The 25,910-nt window shown below is 30.2% G+C and carries 28 protein-coding genes; 15 read left to right on the forward strand and 13 right to left on the reverse strand.

Annotation, left to right across the window (positions count from 1 at the left end):
* Positions 1-1,083, forward strand: coding sequence for an alginate O-acetyltransferase AlgX-related protein (locus H574_RS0105665; protein ID WP_027879636.1), 1,083 nt, complete (start codon positions 1-3; stop codon positions 1,081-1,083).
* A 50-nt stretch (positions 1,084-1,133) separates the two neighbouring features.
* Here the strand turns inward: H574_RS0105665 and gdhA are convergent, their stop codons facing one another.
* The gene (gene gdhA / locus H574_RS0105670; protein WP_027879637.1) at positions 1,134-2,477 is read right to left on the reverse strand and encodes an NADP-specific glutamate dehydrogenase; all 1,344 of its coding nucleotides are present in this window, start codon (positions 2,475-2,477) and stop codon (positions 1,134-1,136) included.
* A gap of 226 nt (positions 2,478-2,703) precedes the next feature.
* Here gdhA and H574_RS0105675 point away from each other — a divergent pair, with 226 nt between their 5' ends.
* A complete protein-coding gene (locus tag H574_RS0105675; RefSeq protein WP_027879638.1) occupies positions 2,704-3,519 on the forward strand; it encodes a THC0290_0291 family protein in 816 nt (271 codons plus the stop codon).
* Positions 3,520-3,589: 70 nt separating this feature from the next.
* On the opposite strand, the gene H574_RS0105680 is transcribed toward H574_RS0105675, so the two are convergent.
* Positions 3,590-4,729 carry a cystathionine gamma-synthase gene (locus H574_RS0105680; RefSeq protein ID WP_027879639.1) on the reverse strand — a complete coding sequence of 380 codons (1,140 nt, stop codon included), beginning with the start codon at positions 4,727-4,729 and terminating at the stop codon, positions 3,590-3,592.
* A gap of 166 nt (positions 4,730-4,895) precedes the next feature.
* Here H574_RS0105680 and H574_RS0105685 point away from each other — a divergent pair, with 166 nt between their 5' ends.
* On the forward strand, positions 4,896-5,624 hold the full coding sequence (locus H574_RS0105685) for a DUF3298 domain-containing protein (protein WP_036227184.1): 729 nt from the start codon (positions 4,896-4,898) through the stop codon (positions 5,622-5,624).
* Here the strand turns inward: H574_RS0105685 and H574_RS0105690 are convergent.
* A complete protein-coding gene (locus H574_RS0105690) occupies positions 5,621-6,076 on the reverse strand; it encodes a DinB family protein (RefSeq protein ID WP_027879641.1) in 456 nt (151 codons plus the stop codon). The two genes, H574_RS0105685 and H574_RS0105690, sit on opposite strands and share 4 nt — an antisense overlap.
* Before the next feature lie 162 nt (positions 6,077-6,238).
* Here H574_RS0105690 and H574_RS0105700 point away from each other — a divergent pair, with 162 nt between their 5' ends.
* Both H574_RS0105700 and H574_RS0105705 read left to right on the forward strand, forming a co-directional pair.
* Positions 6,239-6,592 (forward strand): arsenate reductase family protein, encoded by a 354-nt coding sequence (locus tag H574_RS0105700; RefSeq protein WP_027879642.1) that lies wholly within the window; start codon positions 6,239-6,241, stop codon positions 6,590-6,592.
* Positions 6,585-7,481: a DMT family transporter gene (locus H574_RS0105705; protein WP_027879643.1), complete on the forward strand. Its 897-nt coding sequence runs from the start codon at positions 6,585-6,587 to the stop codon at positions 7,479-7,481. Before H574_RS0105700 ends, H574_RS0105705 begins: the two co-directional genes overlap by 8 nt.
* Here the strand turns inward: H574_RS0105705 and H574_RS0105710 are convergent.
* A complete protein-coding gene (locus H574_RS0105710; protein WP_027879644.1) occupies positions 7,470-7,949 on the reverse strand; it encodes an acyl-CoA thioesterase in 480 nt (159 codons plus the stop codon). The two genes, H574_RS0105705 and H574_RS0105710, sit on opposite strands and share 12 nt — an antisense overlap.
* A 138-nt stretch (positions 7,950-8,087) precedes the next feature.
* On the opposite strand from H574_RS0105710, the gene H574_RS0105715 reads away from it, so the two are divergent.
* The 5 genes from H574_RS0105715 to H574_RS0105735 all read left to right on the forward strand — a co-directional run bounded on the left by H574_RS0105715 (position 8,088) and on the right by H574_RS0105735 (position 11,375).
* Positions 8,088-8,945 (forward strand): YicC/YloC family endoribonuclease, encoded by an 858-nt coding sequence (locus H574_RS0105715; RefSeq protein ID WP_036227137.1) that lies wholly within the window; start codon positions 8,088-8,090, stop codon positions 8,943-8,945.
* A gap of 17 nt (positions 8,946-8,962) precedes the next feature.
* Positions 8,963-9,550, forward strand: a complete 588-nt coding sequence (gene gmk / locus H574_RS0105720; RefSeq protein WP_027879646.1) for a guanylate kinase — start codon at positions 8,963-8,965, stop codon at positions 9,548-9,550.
* A 51-nt stretch (positions 9,551-9,601) separates the two neighbouring features.
* Entirely contained in the window at positions 9,602-10,180 is a 579-nt protein-coding gene (gene nadD, locus H574_RS0105725; protein ID WP_027879647.1) for a nicotinate (nicotinamide) nucleotide adenylyltransferase, read from the forward strand.
* A gap of 145 nt (positions 10,181-10,325) precedes the next feature.
* Positions 10,326-10,793, forward strand: a complete 468-nt coding sequence (locus H574_RS0105730) for a hypothetical protein (protein WP_027879648.1) — start codon at positions 10,326-10,328, stop codon at positions 10,791-10,793.
* 144 nt (positions 10,794-10,937) lie between these two features.
* Positions 10,938-11,375 (forward strand): OsmC family protein, encoded by a 438-nt coding sequence (locus H574_RS0105735; RefSeq protein WP_027879649.1) that lies wholly within the window; start codon positions 10,938-10,940, stop codon positions 11,373-11,375.
* 188 nt (positions 11,376-11,563) lie between these two features.
* On the opposite strand, the gene H574_RS0105740 is transcribed toward H574_RS0105735, so the two are convergent.
* Positions 11,564-12,517 (reverse strand): hypothetical protein, encoded by a 954-nt coding sequence (locus H574_RS0105740; RefSeq protein ID WP_027879650.1) that lies wholly within the window; start codon positions 12,515-12,517, stop codon positions 11,564-11,566.
* Positions 12,518-12,647: 130 nt separating this feature from the next.
* Here H574_RS0105740 and H574_RS0105745 point away from each other — a divergent pair, with 130 nt between their 5' ends.
* From H574_RS0105745 to H574_RS0105755, 3 genes are all read left to right on the forward strand, one after another.
* Positions 12,648-13,649, forward strand: a complete 1,002-nt coding sequence (locus H574_RS0105745) for an NAD(P)H-dependent glycerol-3-phosphate dehydrogenase (protein WP_027879651.1) — start codon at positions 12,648-12,650, stop codon at positions 13,647-13,649.
* A 52-nt stretch (positions 13,650-13,701) separates the two neighbouring features.
* Complete coding sequence (locus tag H574_RS0105750) at positions 13,702-14,058, forward strand: hypothetical protein (protein ID WP_027879652.1); 357 nt, start codon at positions 13,702-13,704, stop codon at positions 14,056-14,058.
* A gap of 74 nt (positions 14,059-14,132) precedes the next feature.
* Positions 14,133-14,591: a hypothetical protein gene (locus tag H574_RS0105755; protein WP_155912591.1), complete on the forward strand. Its 459-nt coding sequence runs from the start codon at positions 14,133-14,135 to the stop codon at positions 14,589-14,591.
* Between the two features lie 33 nt (positions 14,592-14,624).
* Here H574_RS0105755 and H574_RS0105760 read toward each other — a convergent pair whose 3' ends face one another.
* Genes H574_RS0105760 through H574_RS0105785 form a run of 6 tightly spaced genes read right to left on the reverse strand, consistent with a single transcriptional unit; the run spans position 14,625 to position 20,504 of the window.
* Entirely contained in the window at positions 14,625-15,020 is a 396-nt protein-coding gene (locus H574_RS0105760; protein WP_027879654.1) for a hypothetical protein, read from the reverse strand.
* Between the two features lie 41 nt (positions 15,021-15,061).
* Positions 15,062-15,418, reverse strand: a complete 357-nt coding sequence (locus H574_RS0105765) for a DUF6686 family protein (RefSeq protein WP_027879655.1) — start codon at positions 15,416-15,418, stop codon at positions 15,062-15,064.
* Positions 15,419-15,434: 16 nt separating this feature from the next.
* Entirely contained in the window at positions 15,435-17,624 is a 2,190-nt protein-coding gene (locus tag H574_RS0105770; RefSeq protein ID WP_027879656.1) for a PepSY domain-containing protein, read from the reverse strand.
* Between the two features lie 8 nt (positions 17,625-17,632).
* Positions 17,633-18,115 (reverse strand): DUF2271 domain-containing protein, encoded by a 483-nt coding sequence (locus tag H574_RS0105775; protein WP_027879657.1) that lies wholly within the window; start codon positions 18,113-18,115, stop codon positions 17,633-17,635.
* Between the two features lie 10 nt (positions 18,116-18,125).
* Positions 18,126-19,598: an ankyrin repeat domain-containing protein gene (locus H574_RS0105780; protein WP_027879658.1), complete on the reverse strand. Its 1,473-nt coding sequence runs from the start codon at positions 19,596-19,598 to the stop codon at positions 18,126-18,128.
* Positions 19,599-19,601: 3 nt separating this feature from the next.
* The gene (locus tag H574_RS0105785; RefSeq protein ID WP_027879659.1) at positions 19,602-20,504 is read right to left on the reverse strand and encodes a DUF6607 family protein; all 903 of its coding nucleotides are present in this window, start codon (positions 20,502-20,504) and stop codon (positions 19,602-19,604) included.
* Positions 20,505-20,594: 90 nt separating this feature from the next.
* On the opposite strand from H574_RS0105785, the gene H574_RS0105790 reads away from it, so the two are divergent.
* Positions 20,595-22,727 (forward strand): TonB-dependent receptor plug domain-containing protein, encoded by a 2,133-nt coding sequence (locus tag H574_RS0105790; protein WP_027879660.1) that lies wholly within the window; start codon positions 20,595-20,597, stop codon positions 22,725-22,727.
* A gap of 12 nt (positions 22,728-22,739) precedes the next feature.
* Complete coding sequence (locus H574_RS0105795; protein WP_027879661.1) at positions 22,740-23,837, forward strand: HmuY family protein; 1,098 nt, start codon at positions 22,740-22,742, stop codon at positions 23,835-23,837.
* Positions 23,838-23,893: 56 nt separating this feature from the next.
* Here H574_RS0105795 and H574_RS0105800 read toward each other — a convergent pair whose 3' ends face one another.
* Both H574_RS0105800 and H574_RS0105805 read right to left on the reverse strand, forming a co-directional pair.
* A complete protein-coding gene (locus H574_RS0105800; protein WP_027879662.1) occupies positions 23,894-24,490 on the reverse strand; it encodes a TetR/AcrR family transcriptional regulator in 597 nt (198 codons plus the stop codon).
* 6 nt (positions 24,491-24,496) lie between these two features.
* Positions 24,497-25,906 (reverse strand): efflux transporter outer membrane subunit, encoded by a 1,410-nt coding sequence (locus H574_RS0105805; protein ID WP_027879663.1) that lies wholly within the window; start codon positions 25,904-25,906, stop codon positions 24,497-24,499.
* Positions 25,907-25,910 lie beyond the last annotated feature (4 nt).

The following is a 25,910-nucleotide window of genomic DNA, read 5'->3' on the forward strand; positions in this document are numbered from 1 at the left end:
ATGAATAATATCTCTAACATAAAAAATAAACTTTTTATAGCAGTATTTTTACTGTTATTAATTGTACCTAATTTAGTTTTAATTTTTGGAGTGGAATCTAAAATTGGTGATAACGAAAATTTAAAATTTAAAGAATTTCCTAAAATTGATATAAAAAAACCTATACAAAGTCTATCCAATTTTAAAAGTTATTACTTGGGCAATTTTGGTCTTAAAAAAACAACTGTTAATCAATACATCAATTTTAAAGAAACTATTTTAAAAGAAGAACCTTTACCAAATTATAATTTAACAGGCAAAGATGGTTGGTATTTTTTAGGCAATCATTATAATAATGTTTTTTATAATTCTTTTGGGATGACTGGTGACAATAAAACAAAAGAAATTATTAATTACTTAAACAGAATCAATCAATATCTAAATTCAAAAAACATAAAATTCTATGTTATATTTCCGCCTAATAAACATAGTATTTATTCTGAGTATTTACCATTTCAATTAGAGAAAAAAGAAACTCTTTATAGTCACTTAAAAAGAGAGTTAGAAAAAAACTCAACAGCTCAATTAATAGATTTACATTCTGTTTTACTAAAAGAAAAAAAAGAAAACCAATTATATTACAAAACAGATTCTCATTGGAATGATTTAGGGGCTTTTATAGCTTATCAACACATTATAGATTATATCAAAAAAGATATATCCATTCAAAAACTAGAACTTAAGGATTATAAAGTTTCTACAGATTTCAAAGTTTTAGGAGACAATACTCAAATGGTAAACATTAAAGAAAAAACAGAAGTTATAAATTTCGAAAAAAAGACACCTTCAAGAATAGAAGTTTTATCAGATGACCAGAAATTTCTTCATTTTAAAAATGAAAGTAAAGATTATAAGTTAATACTTTATAGAGATTCTTTTTCTAATGCTCTAATACCTTTTTTTAACGAAACCTTTGAAGATGCTATATACATAAGAAACTTTAAAATCAATAAAAAAGATATTGAAAATCATAACCCCGATATTGTTATTTTAGAATTGGTTGAAAGAAATATAAATTACCTTAGTAAAGCTGACTTAAAATAAAAAAACCGCCTTATAGGCGGTTTTTATTTATTAGTTATGTGATATTTAATTTACACCAAACCTTGTGCTAACATAGCGTCTGCTACCTTAACAAAACCAGCAATATTAGCTCCTTTTACGTAGTCAACGGTACCATCATCATTTTTACCATATTCTACACAAGATGCATGAATATCATCCATAATTTGATTTAATTTAGCATCTACCTCTTCTCTAGTCCAATTGTATCTTAAAGAGTTTTGACTCATTTCTAAACCTGAAGTCGCTACTCCACCAGCGTTAGATGCTTTTCCAGGAGAGAATAATACTTTTGCTTTTTGTAACACTTCAATAGCTTCTGGAGTAGTTGGCATATTTGCACCTTCTGCAACTGCTATTACATTATTATTAACTAAAGCTTCAGCTTCTTCTTTATTTAACTCATTTTGTGTAGCACATGGCATAGCCACATCACAGTTTACAGTCCAAGGTCTTTCTCCTTCATGGAAGGTAGCAGACGGATACTTTTCTGTATACTCGTGGATACGTCCACGTTTAACATTTTTAAGCTCCATAATAAATGCTAATTTTTCTTCATTTATACCATCTTTATCATGGATATACCCAGAAGAATCAGACATTGTTACTACTTTACCTCCTAATTGCGTTGCTTTTTCGCAAGCATATTGAGCAACGTTACCAGATCCAGAAATAACAACAGTTTTACCTTCAAAAGAATCGTTTTTAGTTGCTAGCATATTTTTTGCAAAATATACACAACCATAACCTGTTGCTTCTGGTCTAATTAATGATCCTCCGTATGATAATCCTTTACCAGTTAATACTCCTGTAAATTCGTTTTTTAATCTTTTATATTGACCAAACATATAACCTATTTCTCTTGCTCCTACACCAATATCTCCTGCAGGAACATCTGTATTTGGTCCAATATGTCTGTATAATTCAGACATGTAGGACTGGCAAAAACGCATTACTTCGTTATCGCTTTTCCCTTTTGGATTAAAGTCGCTTCCTCCTTTTCCTCCACCCATTGGTAAAGTCGTTAAAGAGTTTTTAAAAACTTGTTCAAACCCTAAAAACTTTAAAATACTTAAGTTTACAGAAGGATGAAAACGTAAACCACCTTTGTAAGGACCTATTGCCGAGTTAAACTCTACACGGTAACCTCTATTTACTTGTGGCTGTCCTTTATCATCAACCCATGGAACTCTAAAGATTATTGTACGCTCTGGCTCTACCATACGCTCTAACAATAACTTATCTTGATACTTTGGGTTCTCTTCTATAAACGGAATTACAGTCTCTGCAACTTCGTGTACAGCTTGTAAAAATTCTGGTTCATGACCATTATTTGCTTTTACTTGATCTAAAAATGCTTCTATTTTTTGTTTCATTATTACAATAAAATTATGACTCTTTTATTTTAAGTGCCAAATTGCACTGCAAATATACATTATCTTTAAGTATTTACGTCACATTTTTAAAATTTCGCAAACGTTTTAGTAAGTTTATTATTTTAAGAAATAATTATATTTAGTTCATTTTATCCTTATTATTTGTATGTTAATCGTGATTTCATATATTTGTTGGATATTTAGCCTCTAAAATAAAAGCCTTATTATGCTTAACCATAAACAATTAACACTGTTTTTATTAGTTATCTTAACTAGTACTACCGCATTTTCTCAGTTAGGCTTCTCACACGAAATTGGTGTCATTACTGGTCCTGTTGCCTTTAAATCTGATTTTGGAGAACGTTTAGATCCCGAAACTAACACTGGCAACTCTGGTATTGGAATTGGATTAGTACACTACATAAACTTTGCTTATCGTGCAGATTGTAACTGTTACACTACAGACAATTTTTTTAATGATCACTTTAAACTTAGAACAGAAATTTCTTGGAACAAAACTAAATTAAATCATTTAGGTGAATGGGTACAACCTTACAGAAATAGTGTTGAAGCTCAAAAACTTAGAGCTCATACTGGTGAGGCAAATAACTTAGATATCGGTATGCAATTAGAATACTTTCCTTTAAGTATTCGTTCTTTTCAAGCTTTTGGTTATAAGTTTGCTCCTTTTGTAAGTCTTGGCGCTCATTACGTATCTTATAACCCTAAAGTATATACAAATTACGGGGACCAAAGTGTAACTAATATGAATAACTTTTATTCCCCTTGGTACGCTACTAACCCTAATTTAGATGCAGATTTCCCTAAACCTGTAGATCCTTCTTCTGGTAGCACGTGGTCTGTTGTTTCTAGTATTGGCGTTAGGTATAAACTAACTATGGTTTCTGATTTAATGTTAGACCTTCGTGGTCAATACTATTTTAACGATTGGATTGATGGTTTAAATCACGACCTAAACTCTAACAAGTATAACGATTGGTTAGTATGGTTAAACTTTGGTTATATCTACTATTTAGATTAAAAAATAAACAAAATATATCATAAAAAAAGCCAACTAATTAAGTTGGCTTTTTTTATAAAGATAATTACTCTTATCCTATAGCTTGTTTTAAATCGTTTATTAAGTCTTCTTCATCTTCAATACCTACGCTTAACCTAATTAAAGAGTCTACTACTCCTGTTTTTTCGCGCTCTTCTTTTGGTATGCTTGCATGTGTCATACTTGCAGGATGACCACATAAAGATTCTACACCACCTAAGGATTCTGCTAACGTAAATACTTTAAGATTCTCAACAATTTTAATAGCTTCATTGTAGTCGTTTCCTTTAGTAACAAAACTTATCATACCTCCAAAATCTTTCATTTGCGCTTTTGCAATTTCATGGTTTGGATGACTTTCAAAACCTGGCCAATATACCTTTTCAATTTTTGGATGAGATTGTAAATATTCTGCAACAGCTCTTCCGTTTTCACAGTGACGTTGCATTCTTACGTGTAACGTTTTAATTCCGCGAAGCGCTAAAAAGGAATCTTGTGGTCCACAAACGGCTCCACTTGCATTTTGTATAAAATATAATTTATCTGCTAACTCTTTATCTTTTACTATAAGTGCTCCCATAACTAAATCGCTATGTCCACCTATATATTTTGTTGCAGAGTGCATTACCAAATCAGCCCCAAGATCTAAAGGTTGTTGTAAATATGGTGTAGCAAACGTGTTATCTACTGCTAAAAGCACATTATGTTTTTTAGCAATCTCTGCAGTTGCTTTAATATCTATAATATTCATCATTGGGTTAGTTGGCGTTTCTACCCAAATAATTTTTGTGTTTTCTGTAATATAATCCTCTATATTACTTGCATTTTGCATACCAATAAAGTTGAATTTTATACCAAAATTCTTAAATATACTGGTAAATAATCTATACGTTCCGCCGTATAAATCGTTTGTACTTATTACCTCATCACCTGGCTTTAAAAGTTTCATTACCGCATCTATAGCAGCAAGACCAGACCCAAAAGCTAATCCGTACTCACCATTTTCTATACTAGCAAAAGCGTTTTCTAAAGCTTGGCGTGTTGGGTTATGTGTCCTTGAGTACTCAAACCCTTTATGTCCACCAGGTGTAGATTGTGCGTATGTTGAAGTCTGATAAATTGGAGGCATTACAGCACCATATGCAGGGTCATGTTTTTGTCCACCATGTATCGTTTTTGTGTTAAATTTCATGTTTATTTAGTTTTTAAAGTTGAAATAATCATCTAAAAATTTATAATTCTTATTTTTGAATGCAAGGCAGATGTTTTTCAACTTAATTTGTAATTATTGCAACAAAAATAACGTTTAATTCGTTGTATTCAAACTTCATTATTAGCTTTAGTTTATGTTTAACAGTATGAATAATTTCAGGACTTTTTATCTACTTTTTTTGTGTTTTATAGGCTTTTTTTCTTGTGAAGAAGAAAAGACATTATCGTTTTCAGAAATTCATATTTCTAAAGAAAAAGAAACTTTTGTGGACATTGTTATGCCTAAAGCAAAAGGAAACTCTAATGTTGCTAAAAACATAAATACATCACTTAATAATTTTGCTTGTGATATTTTAAATGTAGATAGTGCTAAAGAAAAAAAACTAACTATAGACCAAAGCATTACAGCTTTTAATGCCTCTTACATAGGTTTTACAACACTATTTAATGAAGATATAGCTAAAGACTTCCCTAAATGGGAAGCGTTTATTGATGGAGAAATTTCTTTGCAAAACGAATTTATTATCTGCATTGCCATGAATGGAAATGTACAAACCGGAGAAGCTAACAGCAACTTGATTTTTAAGTTTTTTAATTTTGATCCAGCAACTGGAAAAGAATTAAAAACCAAAGATTTAATTAACGATTTAAATGGGTTTAAAACATTAGTTAAAAAATACTATGATAAAGAGTTAATGACCGTTCATAACGATTTAAAAGCACAAAATTTAGATTTTAAGCTACCTAAAACTATCGGGTTTAATGAAGAAGGTATTATTATCTTTTACAACAATTTTGAATTTGGCGCACTAAGTAAAGAGCCTGTTGAGTTTACAATACCATACGTGGTAGCAAATTCTTATTTAAAATTTTAAATACAGCGTTTTAAAGCCAAAACATAACCTAAATGGATTCCTTCATGAAAATTGTTAAACGCAATAGCCTCATCAACATTGGTTAAAGTACTTTTAGTAGTTACTGTATATTCATGATAGGTTTGAAAAATTCTGTTTTCATAATCTTCCTTTGTTTTTTCAATAGTACTAAACAATAAACCTTTAATTAAATCTACTTCTGCTTGGGTTACATCACGTTCTACCTTTGTTCCTTTTCGATACATTTCAACCAACTCATCACTTATAATCATAGGTATTGCAGATAAATTGTAGACTAATAATTGTTGGGTTACAATAGTATGAGCTACATTCCAAATAATATTATTATTAAAGCCTTCAGGAACTTTATTAAGTTGTTCTAAAGTTAAATTTTCAAGTAAATCTTTTAAAAATTTTCTACTTTTTAAAGTAGTATCAAATGCAAAATCCATAGTATTTCAATTTTCAATAAAATTAAATATTTATGCTATTTAAAACTAATTTCACTTCAATTTTTAAAAAAAATGTTGGGTATTATGCTTTCGCAGAATTTTTGCCAGAAAAAGCATTAAACTTTTGCAAAAAAAATCGAAATTTGCCAAAAATGTAACATCATGAAAAACGTTTTCTTCCTTAAAACTTGTAACACATGCACAAGAATTATTAACGAGTTGAATTTAAGTGACGACTTTAAATTTCAGGAAATAAAAAGTGAACCATTAACAGCAAAACAAGTTGATGAGTTAGCAAAATTAGCAGGAAGTTACGAAGCTTTGTTTAGTAAACGTGCTAAGTTATACAAAGACATGGGCTTAAAGGACCAAAATCTAACCGAAAAAGATTTTAAACATTATTTACTTGAACACTATACTTTTTTAAGCCGACCAGTTATTGTAATTAACGACAAAATTTTTGTTGGTAGTAGTAAAAAAACTGTAGAAGCAGCCAAAGAAGCATTAAATGAATAAACTAAGAATATTTGCTTTAATTGCTGCGTTTATAGTACAATTATTGTATGGGTTAACCTTTACTTTTGCAAAAGACGTAATGGCTAACGGTTACATAAAGCCGTTTGGTTTTATTGCATTGCGCGTTGGTGGAGCAGCTATTCTATTTTGGGTTGTCAGCCTTTTTGCTCCAAAAGAAAAAATAGAACCTAAAGATTTTAAAACTTTTTTTCTTGCATCCATATTTGGAGTTGTTGTTAATATGCTATTTTTCTTTAAAGGGCTAGAACTTACAACACCCATACACGCATCGGTAATAATGATTACAAGTCCTATTATCGTATTAATACTATCTTCTTTTTACTTAAATGAAAAGATAACAAAACTAAAAGTTTTAGGTGTTATTTTTGGATTTACTGGTGCAGCCATACTAACTGTTTATGGTAAATCACCTAATCCAGGAGACAATGTGTTATTAGGAAATATTATGGTGCTAATTAATGCGTTATCTTACAGTATATATATTATAATAATAAAGCGTTTAACAGAAAAATACCATCCGTTTACATTTATTAAATGGTTGTTTTTGTTTGGCTTTTTTATGGTATTACCGTTTGGATATTCAGATTTAACTTTGGTAGATACCTCTACGTTTACACCTTACATTTGGTTTTCGGTAATTTTTGTAGTTGTAGGTGCTACATTTGGAACATACCTATTAAATCCTTTAGCGCTAAGACATTTGCGCGCATCTACAGTAACCGTATTTATTTATTTGCAACCTTTAATTGCTGGTATTTTTGCAATTATTATGGGAAGCGATGCAGTTACAGTCGTTAAGATTTTAGCATCGGCTTTAATCTTTTTAGGTGTGTATTTAGTTACCAAAAAACCTAAACTACAAGCTTAGGTTTCTTGGTGTTCTGTTATGTTTTCTGGTGTCTTCTTTTGTTAAGATTTTAAAATCTTCAGTTTTAGGAAAACTACTTGTTAGCTTTAATAAATCGTCCGGTAGATTAGTTAATTTTCTAGAGTTTAAGTCTATCCAAGCTCCAAAAATTTCACAAAAAGCAAGATTTTCACCTTTATGATTGTAAAAATTATGATCAAATTTAAAGAACATTCCGTCTTCGCTTAAACCAGATACTTCAAGAGTTACTGTTACTGGATAACCTAAAAAGGTTTCTTTAAAATAATGTACATGCTCATGAAAAACCACAGGACCAAGACCTTCTTTTACCAATTCTGATAAAGAAAAACCGTGTTCTTGTAAAAACGCTGTACGTGTATGACTCATAAAATTTATATATGCAGAGTTAGCTAAATGTCTGTTAGCATCAATATCACTCCACCTAATCTCAAACTGTTTTTTGTACATCTTTAAAAAATTTAAAACATCAAAACTACAATTATTTACTGTGCGTGCATAATAAATAATCTAAATAAGCTGTTAAAATTGTATTTCTTAGGCGTTAACATTTTACTTACCTTTGCGCTTAATAAATTCATTTTGTTTATGATATATTCAATGACAGGTTACGGTAAATCTGTACTACAGTTGCCAACAAAAAAAATTACAATCGAGCTAAAATCTCTTAACAGCAAAAACCTAGATTTGAATGCGCGCATGCCTTCTATTTACAGAGAAAAAGAGCTTGAAATTAGAAAGCAAATTGCTAATCAATTAGTGCGTGGTAAGGTAGATTTTTCTATTTATGTAGAAACTACTGCAGACGATACATCTACGCAAATTAACACGCCAGTTGTTAAACAATACATGCAACAATTAAAAGATGTTGTTGATGGTGATGATACCGAATTACTAAAAATGGCGGTTCGTTTTCCTGATGCCTTAAATACGGTTAGAGAAGAAATTGACGAAAACGAATGGACGCAAATACAAACCGAAATTACCCAAGCAATTAACGCTTTAAACCAGCACCGTTTAGACGAAGGAAAAGTGTTAGAAGCAGATTTTAATGCACGTATAAAAAATATTGCAGACTTGTTAAATCAAGTAATAGCTATAGATCCAGAACGTATTGAAGGTGTTAGAGAACGACTAAAAAAAGGCGTTGAAGAACTTAAAGAAAAGTACGACGAAAATCGTTTTGAACAAGAACTAGTTTACTACATAGAAAAGTTTGATATTACTGAAGAAAAAGTACGCTTAAACAATCACTTAAACTACTTTACAGAAAGTATTAATAGCTCAGATAGCAACGGTAAAAAATTAGGATTTATAAGCCAAGAAATTGGTAGAGAAATAAACACTATTGGTTCTAAAAGCAACTACGCACCAATGCAACAATTGGTCGTACAAATGAAAGACGAACTTGAAAAAATTAAAGAACAATTACTTAACGTTCTTTAAAATAAAAGCATAATCTATTGGACAAAGACAACACAAAACAAGGTAAATTAATTGTTTTTTCTGCACCATCTGGCTCAGGTAAAACAACCATTGTAAGACATTTACTTAAAGACGATAATTTAAATTTAGCCTTCTCAATTTCTGCTACATCAAGAGAAAAACGTGGTACAGAAGAGCATGGTAAAGACTATTACTTTTTATCTTTAAAAGACTTTAAACAACATATAAAAGACGACGATTTTTTAGAATGGGAAGAAGTTTACCGCGATAATTTTTATGGAACTTTAAAAAGTGAAGTCGAGCGACTTTGGGCATTAGGCAAAAATGTCATTTTTGATATAGACGTATCTGGCGGATTGCGTATTAAAAGAAAATTCCCGGAGCAAACACTTGCTGTTTTTGTAAAACCACCAAGCATAGACGAGCTTAAAATACGACTAAAAAAACGTAAAACAGAAAGTGAAGACAAGATAAATATGCGTATTGCTAAAGCCAGCGCAGAGCTTGCAACAGCACCACTTTTTGATATTATCATAGAAAACGACAACCTAGATAAAGCATTAGCAGAAGCAGAAAATTTAGTTGGTACTTTTGTAAAATCATAAAAATAATTTATAAAACTGAGCGTAATAAATTGTCTCTTTTTTAACTAAACTATGAAAATAGGTTTATACTTTGGATCCTTTAACCCAATACATATTGGGCATTTAATTATAGCCAACCAATTGGTAGAAAACAGCGATTTAGACCAAATCTGGTTTGTAGTAACGCCACACAATCCATTTAAAAAGAAAAGTACACTTTTAGACAATTACCAGCGCTTAGAAATGGTCTATCTAGCCACGAAAGACTATGATACGTTAAAAGAAAGTGATATCGAGTTTAACTTACCGCAACCTAACTATACCGTTAACACTTTAGTCCATTTAACCGAAAAATATCCTAAACACGATTTTGCCTTAATCATGGGCGAGGATAATTTAAAAAGCTTCCATAAGTGGAAAAACTACCAAACTATTTTAGAGTATCACTCCATTTATGTGTACCCACGTATTAGTGAAGGTAAAATAGACACACAATTTAATAATCACCCAAAAATAACACGTGTAGATGCACCAATTATAGAACTATCTTCTACTATGGTTAGAAAAGCAATAAAAGAAGGCAAAAACGTTAAACCTTTACTACCAGAAAACGTTTGGGCTTATTTAGATGAAATGAATTTTTATAAGTAGAATGAAGCATCGCTTGGCTTTATTAAATTTTTCTGCTAACTTCGTTTAACAATCGATAACGCAAGTTAAAAACTCGCTTTATCTTTACTTTGCCCATAATAGCAGAACATAATTCTGAAAATAAATTTTTAAAATTTAAAAAAAAATGAATAAGCTCCTTTTGATTTTATTACTATTCTCAATTAATGCAACAGCACAAAAAATTGATAGAAAAACATACTATGAATATTCTGAAAGTCTTGAATTTCGAATATTTGGAATAAACAAACAAAGAGTAATTGATAGAGGAAATGGATATTATGCAAATAATATTGTTGCTGAAAAAGGTAGAAGGTTTATTACCATAGTTTTTGAATTTAAAAATAATTCTTCCCAATCTCAAGAAATAGATTTTAATAAGATTTATCTACGTGATAAAAATGGAGAATTACATAAAATTGATTTTGTTGTGATGTCAATGAAACTGACCGCAAGAACGAACAAATTACAACAAAAATTAAAAGCTAATAAAAAAAGAAAAATTGTCGCTCAATTTAGACCTTCATTTGATAAAAATGAAATTATTAATGAATTAGTAATTGGAGAAAAAATTATTAAACTTAATTATAACTAAAACTATTAATCAATAATGTATAACTGCAGCTAACACTTATACACGAATATTAAAAAAGTCCTCCACAAACATTTACAATTTCCTTAACCCTATTTCTTTAGTAAAAGCTTTAATTTTAGAGTAAACCAAAAATTAAATTATTTTATGAAGAGAAAAGCGACAGCCATTTGGCAAGGTACAGGTAAAGACGGTAAAGGATTTTTAAATGGACCAAGTGGTGTTTTAGACAATACACCTTATAACTTTAAAGCGCGTTTTGAAAACGAAGACGGTAAAGCTGGTACAAACCCAGAAGAGCTAATTGCAGCAGGACATGCTGGTTGTTTTGCTATGGCGCTTAGTTTTGCTATACAAGAAGCCGGTTTTGAAGCTAACAAATTAGACGTAGATGCTACTATTACTGTAGAGCAACAAGATGGCGGTTTTGCCTTTACACATATACAATTAGACTTAACAGGTAAAGTAGATGGAATGGACGAAGCTAAATTTAAAGAACTTGCAGAAGGCGCTAAAAAAGGTTGCCCAGTAAGTAAAGCTTTAAGCAGTGTAGATATTAGCCTAAACATCACTTTTGAAAGTTAAGATTAAATGTTTATCACATAAAAAAAGCCAACCTTTTAGGGTTGGCTTTTTTAGTATTAAAACCTCTAATTCGCTTATTAAATATTCTTTTTATTTAATCTTTGTTATTAAAAAAACCGCTTAAAATTAACTTCAAGCGGTCTTAAACTAACTAAACTAATTCTCAAAAATTACTCACTAACTAGGGTTTATTTTTCTCTAGTATTTTCTCTAGGGTTATCTTTTTTTCTGGTGTGCTGTTTACGTTTTTTCTCTCCAGATGTTTTACTTCTGTCTGTTGTTTGTCCAACTTTTAAATATTGTATATAACCTCTTCCTGTAAACTCATAAACCGTACCAGAACTTGGGTGATATAATTCTACTCTTTGATCGTTTACAATGCTTAACTCAAAAAACTCATTATCAAAATAATCATAATCTAAGGTTAGTGTTTTTAGGTACATATTACCGTTAACATCATTAACACCATACAATCCAGAATAATCCCAATATATACTGTTTGGATTTGTTCCTTCAGGATCTTGAGAGCTTCTAAAGTTGTTATCATTTCCGCCAGATAAAAACTGAAGGAAGTTTTCGTTATCAAATTCGTTTAAAGCACCAAAGTTACTTGTGTATGTTTTTTCCCAAGCTTCATATTCTTGTAAAAAGTATTGTATATTATCATAAAACACATAATCGTAATCAAAATTTGAACGTTGATAACCATGTAAAAAATATGACGTATCATTAAATGGGTTATACAATTCAATAGTATTATGATCTATTTGGTATACATCAAAACTATCATAACCATCAATATCATGATCTATATCCAAAATCATATCGTAAGCATTATAGTAGCCTATTTGTATACCATAACCGTTACCTTGACTACCAATACCAACTAAATTATTATTAGCAAATAAGTTTCCGTTTCTAAAAGACACTGTAAATGCCATTTGTAAAAAAGGTGTCTCACCATAACCAATAGTTTCGTTAATATCTATGTACCACAACTCGTAAGAGTTTAGTAATTGATTAACTGTTATTGGTTCTTGATAATTATCATAAGCATAATCATCTACGATAACTTCTGTATAACACGATGTAAATAATAATGCTATTAAAGCAAAGCCTGAAAGTAATTTTATCGTCTTCATAATGTGTCGTTTTAAGGATTGATATAAATTGATTTTCAAAAGGCGTGCCAAAAATTAAAAGTGATTGATTTTCAATATGAATTGAAGTCTTTAATTTTATGTATTTTTGACCTAGAATTTAAACGAAATTATGAGTCAACCATTAAAATATGCTGTTTTTGGATCAGGAAGCTGGGCAACCGCTATCGTAAAAATGCTTTGTGAAAACTTAGAAGAAGTTGGTTGGTACATGCGCAGTGTTTATACCAAAGAACATATTCTTAGAGAACAACATAACCCTAATTATTTAAGTTCTGTCGAGTTTCATTTAGAGCAATTAAAACTTAGCAATGATATTAATGAAATTGCTAACTATGCCGATGTTTTAATTTTTGTAATTCCCTCGGCATTTATTCATTCTGAATTAAAAAAACTAAGTGCAGATATTACTGATAAAATTGTAGTCTCGGCAGTAAAAGGAATTATACCAGAAACTGGTTTATTGGTTGGAGAGCATTTTCATGATAATTATAACATTCCTTTCGAAAATATTGGCGTTATTGCAGGTCCTTGCCACGCAGAAGAAGTTGCTTTAGAGCGTTTATCTTACTTAACAATTTCTTGCGCAGACCAGAAAAAAGCTCAAATTATTGCCAATGCTTTATCTAGCGATTATATAAAAACGAAAACTAGCGACGATGTTATTGGGACTGAATATGCAGTAATGCTTAAAAATATTTACGCTATTGCGGCTGGTATAGCACATGGTTTAGGTTACGGTGATAACTTCCAAAGTGTGTTGATGAGTAACGCTATACGCGAAATGAAACGTTTTATCAAAAAAATGCATAAGATGAAACGTAACATTAATAACTCTGCTTATTTAGGCGATTTATTGGTTACTGGTTATTCTACGTTTTCTCGTAATCGTATGTTTGGAAACATGATTGGTAAAGGCTACACTGTAAAATCTGCACAAATGGAAATGAATATGGTTGCAGAAGGATACTACGCTACAAAAAGTGCCCATTTATTAAACGACAAGAATAAAAAGAAAACTAAATTACCTATTATAAATGCAGTTTATGATATTTTATATGAAGGTAAAGATCCTAAAAAAGTGTTTAAAAAACTTACTGATAAATTAAATTAAAATTAACGTTTTATTTGTTAATTAATTATCGTTAGTAATTTACATTTGCTTCGTGAAGAAGTTTTTACAAATATTACTTTTATTAAGTGTAACAGTTAGCTTAAATGCCACTACAATTAACTATAATTTTAGTGACCAAGCCACTATAGTTTCAACTAAAAGTGAAACTGTATCTTCTCCTATCAAGCACAACACTGTTGCTAACACAGCAGACCCTATAATTATTACTTTTTTAGAGGTCAACCTTGTTGATTACCCTAATAGTCTAAATAAAGATTTAGATTTTAACTTTAAACAGTTTTTAACTTATTTCTCTAAAAAATGTAATCTTAAACTACATTACCTAAATGCTATTCCTGTTAGCTTTAAAACTACTGATATAGCTTATCCTTTTCATACCCATCTATAGCATTTGTTTTAATACTAGACTTATTAAGGTATAAACACCTTAACTCATATTTCTTATTAAAAAAATTAAAATAAATGGATACAGCAAATACCCTTATAGGTGTTGTTATTACCCTTTGCTGCGGTATTCCTTTCTTTTTAATGTATATCTCTAAAAAGAAAAAAACACAACAAAAAGCTCAAATATTTAAAACCATTGCGCAAGATAATGGACTAACTATTAATAAAGTAGACATCTTTAACCATCTATCTTTTGGTATTGATACAAATAAAAAAATAGCTTTATTATCTAACTATTCTACACACAAAATTGTCGATTTAAAGAATTGTGAAGGTGCAGCTTTAGATATTAAAAAGAAACGAATTAATAAAACAACCGAACAAATAACAGACGTTATTATAAACTTTAAAATAGTAAATAATGATATTGTAGGTTTTAATATTTTTAATAGTGACGTTAATAGACTTATTAACGGCGAAATAGAAGTTGGTCAAAAATGGACTAACACTATAAACCAATGTATTAAGCAATAAAACTATAAAAAATAAGCCTTGAAAATTCAAGGCTTATTTTACTACTACACCACGTACCTTCATTAACGGTACAGGTTGTAAGGCATTTTTATTAATCGTGTTTTTTCTAAAAGTATATGTTTTATCATACATTGTATTACCTTCAAAAAACGTGACTTTAAATTGGTTGTTAAGCGCAAAAAGTTCTTCTTGGATAAGCTCTATTTTGGCATAACTTTTCTTAGGAAGCTTATCTATTTTTTTTCTAAAAACAGAGGTTGTTTTACTATCAGAATAACCACTTGTAACTATTATTACAGTATCTAAACCTACCTCTTTATCGTTTATGATGTATGCATTCCAGTCTTGGGTTTGGTACACATCATTATACTCGTTAACTATTGCAATGTAGACACCTTCTACTTTTGGAATATGAATATCTTTTTTCATACTAATCTTTTAGTTTAAGTACACAAAAATAGTATTTTAAATTAGTTTAAAATTAATGTGTAATCAATATCATTTACACTTATACTTTTTTTGTAAATATTCAATATTGGCTTATTGACTAATACTTTTAATTGTAAAAATTCTTGTCGGTTAAACATCAGAATAAGATTGTCTTGCAAGGTAGGTATAGGTATCTTTTTAGAAATGTTAGCTTCAGCATATTTACACTCCCAAAATTCTGGTTCTAAATTTAAAACATACTGCTTAAATTGCTTAAACTCGTTTACTGTAAATTCAAAATATATATTATTAAACTCTAAGTGAAAATGCTTGCAGTTTTTACACAATGACAATTCTCCTTGAGATGTTTTTGATATTGTTTTTATATTATTACACATAATCTTAAATTTTATGTTAGTAACAATCCATCTTTATTTGACCGTTATCTATAAAGTAACTTACGTTGTTACTAAAATTGTTCTGGCAAATAATATCTAATTGATCTAAAACACTAGTTTGCATTGCAACCGAACCACAAATCATTACAACACCTTTTTGCTCTAATACAGAAGCTATAATGTTGTCTTTTTGTGCTATAACATCTTGAACATACGTTTTATTCCCTTCTTTAGAATAAGCTATATTACATGTAGTTAGTAACTGCTTGTGTTTTGCTTCATTTAAATAAGCATCATAAATATTAACTGAAGCTTGCGTGCGCGTACCCCAAAATAAGTGCTTTTTAATATTTGGATTTTGGTTAATCATTCCCAAAAAAGGTCCAATTCCTGTACCGTTTGCGATAAAAACAGCATGTTTTGTGTGTTTAGGAAGGTAAAACGATGGATTTTTATTAATTCGTGCTTTGATAACTTCACCTTCTTTTAACTGACTAAAATAATTTGAACAAACGCCAAACTGATGTTTTTTTACACTTAAAACCAATTTATCTTCAAATTTTCCTAAAGAGTATAATCGTTCTATTTGATCTTCTTTAGGAAACACCGATAACAAATCACCAGATTGTATTTTGTGTGTTTTTTTGGTTTGTAAAGTCAACACAAAAGTATGATCCTGGTTAATTTCAGATTTTGAAACTACTTTAAAATCTTGAAGATTTTTTGGTGTTTGTAATTGTTTTACTTTAGGTAATTCTATGTCTAATTGCGCTTGCAAATTAAACGCTATACACCAATTTTTAAACGTATCTAAAGACTGATTGTTAATTGTTTTTAACGGTAAAAATTGAGTGAAATTCTGACTATTATTTAGTGCATTATTTACATCTTCTGCAAACTGGCAATAAGCCTTATACTGTAACGATCCAAATCCAACAACACTAAAGTTTAGACTTTGGTTTTGTGGTATATTTTTTAATGTATCTAAAAATTTGTTAGCATTAATTGGCGCTTCACCATCGCCATAAGTTGCTGTAAAAACAATTAAATGTTCCGCATTTTTGTAAGTTGAATAACTGTTTAAATCAGAAATAAAAACACTGTGTTTTGCATTGATCAAACTATTAAATAATGCCGACGCAAATCTGTAAGTACTTCCTGTTTCTGATCCTACAAGAATGATAAATTTTGCTTGATCCTTGGTGTATTTATTTTTTGGGATTACAGTATTTTTCTTTCGTTTTAGGGTCATATCAAACCCAGAATACATAAAATACAAGATGTTTATGGTTGCAATTAACAAAATTACTGACCAAATAATACTGCCTTTTCCTGTATGTAGATTTAAACTTAGTGTTGAAAAATAAGACGTTAAAGATGTTTTTTGTTCGCTTAAAATATCACCAGAATATTGATGTATTAGCAGCTCTTTATCTTTAAGTTTTAATGTGTAGTAATCCTCGACAAACTCAGAAAAAGGAAACTCTAAATGGTTAACTTGATCTAAAGTAATTGCACCAAATATTGAATCTGATTTTTCTGTTGAAGATGCCTCTAACGCTTCAAAATCTACATTGTGTTTAATCGCTTGATCGGTAATTACATCAAACTTAATAAGCGATAAGTACACACCAGTTATTGTAATAATAATAATTGGTACAAGTGACCAACGACCAAGTACAATATGCCAATATTGTGACGGATTTTCTTTTACAATTTTGGCAAAGAAGTGTTTAATTCCGCTTTGTCTTTTAACGACTAAAATAAAACCGGTAATTGCAATTAAAAGCAATAAAAAAGAGCCTAAAGCGACTAAAAACCGACCGGTACTTTTTAAAAATAAAGACCGATGTAAATTGGTTGTAAATTGAAAAAATTTTGATGGCGAGATTTTTTCACCTAAATAATTAGCTGTTTTAGGATTAAAATAGCCTTCTAGATTTTTACCATCTTTAGTAACAACAGAAGCAGATACAAACTGGTTTGCATCTACTTCTATTTGTAAAACTTCTGGATATGTTTGTTTAAAGGTATTAACTGTTTGGTCTAGACTAATTGTTTTTAAATCTTCTACTTTATAAGGTTGAAGTTGTTCTGAAATAGGCTGAAATGCTAAAATTACACCTGTAACAGACGCTAATAAAATAAAAACAGACGCTGTAATAGCTAATGCTAAATGACTATATCTCCAGATAGAAATGGTCATACAAAATACTAGTTAGGCATTAATCTAACGTATCTAATAAAGCCTTTACCTTCGTGTTTTGCTTTGACATTTTCTGTAGTTAACTCAAACTCGACATCGCTTGTATAATATTCTTGATCTTCTACAGCTGTTTCAAATCTAAGTTTATAACCTTTATTTAATTTAGAATCTTCGATATCTAATATGCTTATTGTACGTTGTCCACCAGATACTGTTGCTCCTGTTACCGCATCTATATTAGCTCTAACCTTACCTTGAAATTTCCACCATTCGGTAATATCAAAATACCACTCGTCGTCATCGCCTTGTACATACAGTGTTTTTTCATATTCGCCATTTGGATTAATTAAAGAAACTACAACATAAGCGCCTTCACCGGTATAATTGGTCAATTGAATCATGCATTTGTATTTACTAGTATTTATATTGGTAAATGACAATAATGCAAATGATAGCAGTATAGTTGATATTGTTATTTTTAATAATTTCATTATTTAATATTTATTTTAAAATTTCTAAAGAAACATTATTTTGTTCTAATAACTCGTTTTCTGAAGCTAAATCATAAGCTGATTCTCCAAATTCGGTTTTAATTGTTTTATCTGCTCCAATACTTAATAAGTATTTTATGATTTTTTCGTCTTTAGAAGACATTGCCGCTAAATGTAAAGCTGTATTACCATCATTATTTATAGCATTAACATCTGCTACTTTTAGATTTACAACTTGCTTAATCAAATCTAAATTTTGCTTATTTACAGCAAGATGTAATAACGTATTACCATCTTTTTGTTTTTTTGAAATATCTAAACCTTTAGATTTTAAAAACTCTAATTTAATTGCAAAATCTTTAGGCTGTCTTGGGCTAAAAGCTTCAATTAAATAATAATTTAAGTTGTTACCATTGGCATCTACAACATCTACTTTAGCTTCTTTACTTATTAATAATTTAACCACTTCTAGAGTATTACTTTGTGTGGCTAACATTAAAGCTGTTTGACCTTTTATATTATGATCGTTTATATCTTTTACTTGTGTTATAAGAGTTTCTATCACTTTAATTGAATTTCTTGAAACTGCATTTAAAAAAGGAGTACTTCCGTCTTTATCTTTTGCATTTACATTATTTCCTTTACGTATTAAATAATTTAATACATCTATATTTTGTGATCTAGCTGCAATGTAGTGTAATGGTGTTACGCCTTCATTAGACGATGTATTTGGATTTAAACCTTGTGCTTCTAAAAATGTAAACACTTCTAAACCATTTGATACATTTCTTGTTCCTTGGCTAGCAAATAGAAACGCTTGATCGTTACCTTTTACTCCTTTAGTAGAAAGTTTTTGTAACAATTCTAAATTACCAGTTTTGGCTACATAATTATAAATTCCGTTACCATTATTATCTGTAGAATTTAAATCTAAACCTTTTCTGGTAAAGTAATCTATTAACTTAAAATCTTTATCACTTGGCGCTGCTAGTAATAAAGCGTTAGCGCCACTATAATTAACGTCTTTTTTTAGATTTGCACCATATTTAATACATAAATCATACACCTTTGTGTTTGTTTGTCCTGCATTTGCCGCAAAGTTTAAAGGTGTTAATCCGTGATCATCTAAAATATCTGTTTTTGCACCATTATCTAATAAATATTGCATAAAACTGTCATTACCCTTATAGGCTGCCCAAAAAATATAAGTACGTCCATCGTGAGTTAGTTTATTAACATCATTACCCTTTATAGATTGTAAATATTGTAATGTTTCTAATGGTGCATCTTGTAATATGGCATACACCATTGGATCAAAACTATTCGGATTTAGTTGTGTGGGATCATTCCCTTCTTCTATAGCTGTTTTAACAGCTTCTACAGTAGTTGTATTAGACCAAAATTTTCTATCTAACAACTTGTTATTTTGCGCAATTACACTAAAATTTATGAGTAGTATAAGTGTTGTAAGTAAATGTTTCATATTCTATTTTTTTACAAAAGATTCTATCGTTTTATCGATGTCTTCTTTGTTGGTTAATTCTTCATCAAATAAATATTTAAATAATACTTTATTATCTACTTTATCTTCTAGATGTAAATCCTTATTTCTGTTATAAACTTCGCTCCATTTTGCACGAACGGTTGCCCATTTTTTGTCATGCTCTTTCCACCAGTTTATAGCACCTTGACAACGACTATCTTCTACTTTTACATAAGTATTATAACCTTTCTCTTTGGCTAAAGTAATATCTTCTTTGCCTTCTTGACGAATAATTTTAGCATTATCCTGGTCGTGTAACCAACCATATTCTGTAATCTCGTGTCTATTACCTCTTAAGGTTACATTATAATCGCTACGTTTTGTATACTCACGTCTTGGTAATGGTGCAGTTGTTGTGCTTTCCCAAAAGCTTTTACCGTCTACATGTACCCAAGTCGCACTACCTTCGTAACGTGGACTATCATCTACTTGATATACTTTTTGTGTCCATTGTCCTTCTACCTCATCTTCTGTTTTGGTTTCAAAATTCCATTTATTATCACCATCAAACATGTAAAAATCTTTATTTTTGAACAACCAATCTTGACGCCAATGTTTTACTATATATGGTTGCTCTGGACTACCTACTTGTAATAAATGTTGGATTGAAATTTTATTATCTGTGTCTTCTACCAATTGTGCCCATTCTAAACCTTTATCTATTTTAGTTTTAGATGGCTTATATAAAGAATCTTGACTGTAATTAAAGGTTTCTGCAAAGTTAAAAGTGACTTCGTAACATCCACACATTTTTTTTATAGCTGCCTGATCTTGTTCTTTTTTAGATTGTGCAGTAGCGCTAAATGCTACAAAGAATAATAAAGTAATAACTAGATAATGTTTCATTTTTGATGAATTTTAATTTTTTAAAAAAATATTGTTCTTATTTAGACTGAATTAAAATAACGTTTATATTTGTGACAAATTTAATCAAGAATGATTCTAAATAAAAAACTTTTAACGCTTTATTTTTCTTTTTTTTCGGTTACACTTCTTTTTGCTCAACAAAAAGTTAGTGATACTACAAAAATTGAACAGTTAGAAGAAGTTGTTGTTACTGGACAATACAATCCTCAGTCTATCAAAAAATCGGTACATAACGTTATTGTTATAGACCGTGAAAAAATTGATAAACAAGCTGCTAACACCTTAGCTGATGTCTTAAATTTTAATTTAAACTTAAACATTATCCCTAATGCTCAAACAGGAAAATCTACAATTTCATTTTTTGGATTAGATGCCCAATACTTTAATATCATGCTTGATGATGTTCAAATCGTTAGTGATAATGGATTAGGTAACAACATTGATTTAACACAAATAAACTTAGATGACGTAGAGCGTATAGAGATTGTAGAAGGTGCTATGGGTGTAGAATACGGAGCAAACTCGGTTGCTGGAGTTATTAATATTATAACTAAGAAAAAACTAGATCATGATTGGCAAATTCAAACCTTTATACAAGAAGAAACTGTTAGTGACGAATATGAGTGGTTTGATAAAGGTAGACACATTCAAGCCTTAAGTATTGGACATAGAATAAATGATACTTGGAATGCAAAAATAAGTGCCAATAGAAATGATTTTGCTGGTTTTTTTAATAACAAAAAAGGAAAAAACCACTATTTTAATGATGGTTTAAGAGGTTATGACTGGTTACCTAAAACACAATTTAATGGTAAAGCCGCTATAAACTACAACTCAGATAATTTTAATGCTTTTTATAAATTCGAATATTTTAATGAAACATTAAATTATTACGACGCTTCTGTTAGAGCTAATATAGATGTACAATCGCAAACAAGTAATCCATCTGCTACAGACAGAATTTTTAAAACTAATAGACTAATAAATAATTTAAATATTAATGGTCATTTAAAAACTGGTGCAGTCTATAACGCAACATTTTCCTATCAAACACAGAAAAGAGATTTAAACCAATTTAACTATTATATCTTAACAGAAGAAAAAACTAACGAAACCGACGAAACTTATCAATCTAGTGATGTTTTCTTTTCTAAAGGAACTATAAATAATCTGTCAAAAAGTGACAAAATTAATTATCAATTAGGTTACGAAACACGTTTTATAAAAGGATTTGATACACAAGCATCTGGCGATGTAACACAACAAGACCAAACCTTAAAACAAAAAAACTATGCTGTATTTGGATCTGCAGAAATAAAACTAATAGATAAGTTTTCCCTAAGACCAGGATTAAGATACGAATATAACTCCATGTTCAAATCTCAATTATTAGCATCATTAAATGCTAGATATCTACTTAATAAAGGATATGAAATTAGAGCAAGTATAGGATCGTCGTATCGTACACCTAATTTTGAAGAACTTTACTATTATTTAGTAGACTCTAATCATGATATTAGAGGCAACCAAAACCTATCTCCAGAACGTGGTTTCTCGTCATTTTTAAACTTAAAAAAACGAACTTGGTTTAAGGATATATCACTATCAAATAACATTAAATTAAGTTATATCGATTTAAGAGATAAAATAGAACTAGCTGTCATAAATCCAACGCCACTACAATATCAATATATAAATATAGACGGATACAGACTTTGGGGAATTACTTCAGAAAACACAATAAAAAAAGATAATTGGACACTTAATTTAGGTGCTACATATCAAGGTATTTCAAGAATTATGAATAATGAAGAAAATGCTAACAACGACTACTTATACGCCTTGCAATTAAACACAAGCGCATCATATTTAGTAAAAAAATGGAATACTGCATTTACAATATTGCTAAAGCATAATGGTAAACAAGAAAATTACATTGCCGAAGGTAGTGACGACCAAGGAAATTCATTATTTAAAAAATACACTACAGATGCATTTAGTTGGATGGATGCTTCTGTAAAAAAGTCATTTTTAAATAAAAAAGTAGACTTTACAATTGGTGCCAGAAACATTTTTGATGTTACCACTGTAGCAATAAATGGAGCCTCAACATCTGGTATACACAGCACAAATAACTCTAGTTTATTACTAGGCTATGGTAGATCATATTATTTCAAACTATTATATAATTTAAATTTTTAATACTAACTCAAAATGAAAAACAAATTTTTAACATTAGTACTATGTTTAGTTTCATTAGCACTAACTAATTGTAGCAGTGATGATGACAATAACTTACCATCAGAACCAATACAAGTTATTATCGAAGGTGCAGATGTAGCACCAACAGTTGGTGGTCCAAACCAACAAAACCAAGTATATATAGACTTAAGCACTAACACAATGACTAGTGTACAACGAGATTCTTGGGATTTAGGGTTTTATACAGGATCAGACTTTAAAGTTATCATAAACAGCTCTATATTTATGGCGGCAGGACAATTATCTTCAACAGATATTGATGCCGTAAACTCAAATAATCAAGAAGTTCAAGACTTACAACCTCAAGTAGCTGTTGGTACTTTTGATGATGCAAATATGGCTTATATAGATGCGCCTAATGGAGATTTATCAAATACAGCTTTCGCTGAAATCTCTGCAACAAACTCAAATAATTATGTGTATTTAGTAAACTTAGGTGACGAAGTAGGAACAGCAACAGCAAGTACAGGAAGCGTTGAAATTTCTGGCGAGTCTAGAGGATGGAAAAAAGTAAGAATCTTACAAGATAGTAATAACTACATCCTACAATACGCAAATCTTGACGATACTACACACCAAGAAATTACCATATCTAAAGATGCTGATTACAATTTTACATTTTTTAGTTTTAATACCAATAGTATTGTAAATGTAGAACCTAAAAAAGAAGAATGGGACTTAAACTTTACTGTTTTTACAAACGAGATACCTGGTTATGGCTCTTATGGATATTCAGATTATGTTTTAAATAATACCTTAGAAAATGCTATTGTTTATATGATAGACACAGAAGTAGACACAGAATTATCTTATGACAATTTTACTTTAACCGATGTAGAAACTTCTTTATTTGTTGAAAATGATAGAAGAACTATTGGTAGTAGTTGGAGAAATGGTGGTGGACCAGGTACTTTACCGTCTTTAAAAGACAATGTATTTTATATCGTTAATGATACAGATGGTAACCTTTACAAATTAAAATTCTTAGCCCTAACTAACGAAAACGGAGAACGTGGCTATCCAGAATTTGTATACAGCTTATTACAATAGTGTTAATTGTAATTGATTAAAAAGTGAAAAAAGCCTTAGTTTTTAACTAAGGCTTTTTAATTATTAAAAAATCTATTTTGATACCTTGTATTTACTACACCTTGTAAATTATAAATTACCATATGCCTTAAAAGCATATCTTCTGAATATATCTCAAACAAATTATTGTCTTTAAACAATAAATTATCTACTCTAAAAAAGTAAATTTTCACCAATAAATCTACATCTACACTTTCAATTAAATCACCTTGTGATTGGGCTTTTTTAAGCAAGACACTTGCAGTATTTTCTGCTAAATCCTCAGTAAATTCACTAAATAACTTAAAGGCTTTTGGGTAGTATTTTTCTAATCCAAAAAGAAAAGAAGGCTTGAAATATTTTAAATATTCAAACCCTCTTTTATAGATAAATATAACACTCAAAATAGGATCGTTTTCATTCTCAGAAATGATTCTATTTATATCTTCTTTATACTCATTTAATAAAGTTTCAATGCTTGCAACGACAAGATCTTCTTTGTTCTTAAAAAATGAATATATGGTCTTTTTAGATATACCAAGCGTTGTTGCTAACTCATCTAAAGTCACGTGTTTACTCCCAAATTTTGTGAATTTGGCAATTGCACACTGTAGCAATTCGCTTTTGGTAATCATAGCTTTTTATTTCCAACCACCACCAAGTGCTTCGTATAAAGTAACGACGCTTAGTAATTGTTGTAATTTGTTATCAATAACGTTTAACTCGGCATTAAGCGCACTTTCTCTAGCGGTTAACAGATCAAGATAATTAGCTAAACCATTTTGCAATAATTCCTCTGAGTTTGCTTCGGCTTGTCGTAGCGCTTCAACTTCATTTTTACGATATTCAAATTTTTCAGTTTCGGCATTGTATACGTAAAGTGCGTTAGACACTTCGTTTCCTGCTGTTAACAAGGTTTTCTTAAAGTTTAACAATGCTTGTTCTTGTTGTGCTTTAGCTACTTCGTGCTGTGTTTTTATTTTACGCTGATTAAAAATTGGCTGTGTTAAACCACCAATAACTGTTGCAAATAATGAATTAGCATTAAATAATTTATCTAATTCTAAACTTTGAAATCCGCTACTTGCCGTTAAGGTTAAAGATGGATAAAAATTACTTTTTGCCACATTGGTTAGCTCAAACGCATTGATTAAATTATACTCTGAAGCAATCACATCTGGTCTGTTTCTTAACAAGGTTGCTGGCACGCCAAGTGTAATGTTTTCATCTAACTGTTGCTCGGTTAACTTGCTACGTTTAATTGGTTCTGCAGGTCTTCCTAATAAGAAATTCAACGTGTTTTCGGTTCTAAAAATAGCGGCTTGTAAATCTACTTTTAACGCTTTGGCGTTGTTAAACTGCGCTATGTATTGGTCTACCGCAACTTGCGTTACATTTCCAGCATCTTTTAATGCCTTAATAGTGTAAACACTACTGTCTCTGGTTGCAATGGTTCTTTCAGTAATTTCTAATTGCTCATCTAACGCTAATAACTGATAATAGGTTGAGGCTATTGCCGAAATTAATTCGGTTTTTACAGCTTTATGCGCTGCCACAGTTTGTAAATAACTGGCTTCACCTGCGCGTTTATTACTTCTTATTTTACCCCAAATATCGGCTTCCCAAGATAAACTTCCTGATAATTCGTACTGATCTACAGACGAGAAAAAACCACCAAACTGACTGTTTTCAGACAGTTCTTGGTGTGTTGCTTGGGCTGTACCAGTTAGCGTCGGTAAATAACCTGCTTTACCTTGTTTCATATACGCATTAGCGATAGCAATTTGCTGAATAGCCACACGAATATCTAGGTTATTTTGAAGACCTTCTTCAATATATTGCGTTAAATATTGGTCTTTAAACATATCTTTCCACGATACATCGGCTAACGATATACTGTCTTGTGGTAAGTTATCGGTTCTGTACAAATGTTCTGTTTCTTCTAACTCCGGACGTGTGTAATCCTTCGCCACAAAACAACTTTGCAGTGTTAGCACCAGCATTAAAACTAATGCGCCTTTACTAAAATTTTTATTTATAGTCGATTTCATTTTT

The organism is Mesoflavibacter zeaxanthinifaciens DSM 18436 (assembly GCF_000422365.1).
Classification (GTDB): Bacteria; Bacteroidota; Bacteroidia; order Flavobacteriales; family Flavobacteriaceae; genus Mesoflavibacter; species Mesoflavibacter zeaxanthinifaciens.

What these genes read in the sequence shown, in the direction of transcription:
- H574_RS0105735 (WP_027879649.1), top strand. Translation starts at nt 10,938, where the DNA reads ATGAAGAGAAAAGCGACAGCCATTTGGCAAGGTACAGGTAAAGACGGT.
- H574_RS0105675 (WP_027879638.1), top strand. Translation starts at nt 2,704, where the DNA reads ATGCTTAACCATAAACAATTAACACTGTTTTTATTAGTTATCTTAACT.
- H574_RS0105785 (WP_027879659.1), bottom strand. Translation starts at nt 20,504, where the DNA reads ATGAAACATTATCTAGTTATTACTTTATTATTCTTTGTAGCATTTAGC.
- H574_RS0105775 (WP_027879657.1), bottom strand. Translation starts at nt 18,115, where the DNA reads ATGAAATTATTAAAAATAACAATATCAACTATACTGCTATCATTTGCA.
- H574_RS0105705 (WP_027879643.1), top strand. Translation starts at nt 6,585, where the DNA reads ATGAATAAACTAAGAATATTTGCTTTAATTGCTGCGTTTATAGTACAA.
- H574_RS0105780 (WP_027879658.1), bottom strand. Translation starts at nt 19,598, where the DNA reads ATGAAACATTTACTTACAACACTTATACTACTCATAAATTTTAGTGTA.
- H574_RS0105795 (WP_027879661.1), top strand. Translation starts at nt 22,740, where the DNA reads ATGAAAAACAAATTTTTAACATTAGTACTATGTTTAGTTTCATTAGCA.
- H574_RS0105665 (WP_027879636.1), top strand. Translation starts at nt 1, where the DNA reads ATGAATAATATCTCTAACATAAAAAATAAACTTTTTATAGCAGTATTT.
- nadD (WP_027879647.1), top strand. Translation starts at nt 9,602, where the DNA reads ATGAAAATAGGTTTATACTTTGGATCCTTTAACCCAATACATATTGGG.
- H574_RS0105800 (WP_027879662.1), bottom strand. Translation starts at nt 24,490, where the DNA reads ATGATTACCAAAAGCGAATTGCTACAGTGTGCAATTGCCAAATTCACA.
- H574_RS0105715 (WP_036227137.1), top strand. Translation starts at nt 8,088, where the DNA reads ATGATATATTCAATGACAGGTTACGGTAAATCTGTACTACAGTTGCCA.
- H574_RS0105685 (WP_036227184.1), top strand. Translation starts at nt 4,896, where the DNA reads ATGAATAATTTCAGGACTTTTTATCTACTTTTTTTGTGTTTTATAGGC.
- H574_RS0105755 (WP_155912591.1), top strand. Translation starts at nt 14,133, where the DNA reads ATGGATACAGCAAATACCCTTATAGGTGTTGTTATTACCCTTTGCTGC.
- H574_RS0105730 (WP_027879648.1), top strand. Translation starts at nt 10,326, where the DNA reads ATGAATAAGCTCCTTTTGATTTTATTACTATTCTCAATTAATGCAACA.
- H574_RS0105770 (WP_027879656.1), bottom strand. Translation starts at nt 17,624, where the DNA reads ATGACCATTTCTATCTGGAGATATAGTCATTTAGCATTAGCTATTACA.
- H574_RS0105700 (WP_027879642.1), top strand. Translation starts at nt 6,239, where the DNA reads ATGAAAAACGTTTTCTTCCTTAAAACTTGTAACACATGCACAAGAATT.
- H574_RS0105765 (WP_027879655.1), bottom strand. Translation starts at nt 15,418, where the DNA reads ATGTGTAATAATATAAAAACAATATCAAAAACATCTCAAGGAGAATTG.
- H574_RS0105760 (WP_027879654.1), bottom strand. Translation starts at nt 15,020, where the DNA reads ATGAAAAAAGATATTCATATTCCAAAAGTAGAAGGTGTCTACATTGCA.
- H574_RS0105740 (WP_027879650.1), bottom strand. Translation starts at nt 12,517, where the DNA reads ATGAAGACGATAAAATTACTTTCAGGCTTTGCTTTAATAGCATTATTA.
- H574_RS0105745 (WP_027879651.1), top strand. Translation starts at nt 12,648, where the DNA reads ATGAGTCAACCATTAAAATATGCTGTTTTTGGATCAGGAAGCTGGGCA.
- H574_RS0105790 (WP_027879660.1), top strand. Translation starts at nt 20,595, where the DNA reads ATGATTCTAAATAAAAAACTTTTAACGCTTTATTTTTCTTTTTTTTCG.
- H574_RS0105710 (WP_027879644.1), bottom strand. Translation starts at nt 7,949, where the DNA reads ATGTACAAAAAACAGTTTGAGATTAGGTGGAGTGATATTGATGCTAAC.
- H574_RS0105680 (WP_027879639.1), bottom strand. Translation starts at nt 4,729, where the DNA reads ATGAAATTTAACACAAAAACGATACATGGTGGACAAAAACATGACCCT.
- H574_RS0105805 (WP_027879663.1), bottom strand. Translation starts at nt 25,906, where the DNA reads ATGAAATCGACTATAAATAAAAATTTTAGTAAAGGCGCATTAGTTTTA.
- H574_RS0105690 (WP_027879641.1), bottom strand. Translation starts at nt 6,076, where the DNA reads ATGGATTTTGCATTTGATACTACTTTAAAAAGTAGAAAATTTTTAAAA.
- gdhA (WP_027879637.1), bottom strand. Translation starts at nt 2,477, where the DNA reads ATGAAACAAAAAATAGAAGCATTTTTAGATCAAGTAAAAGCAAATAAT.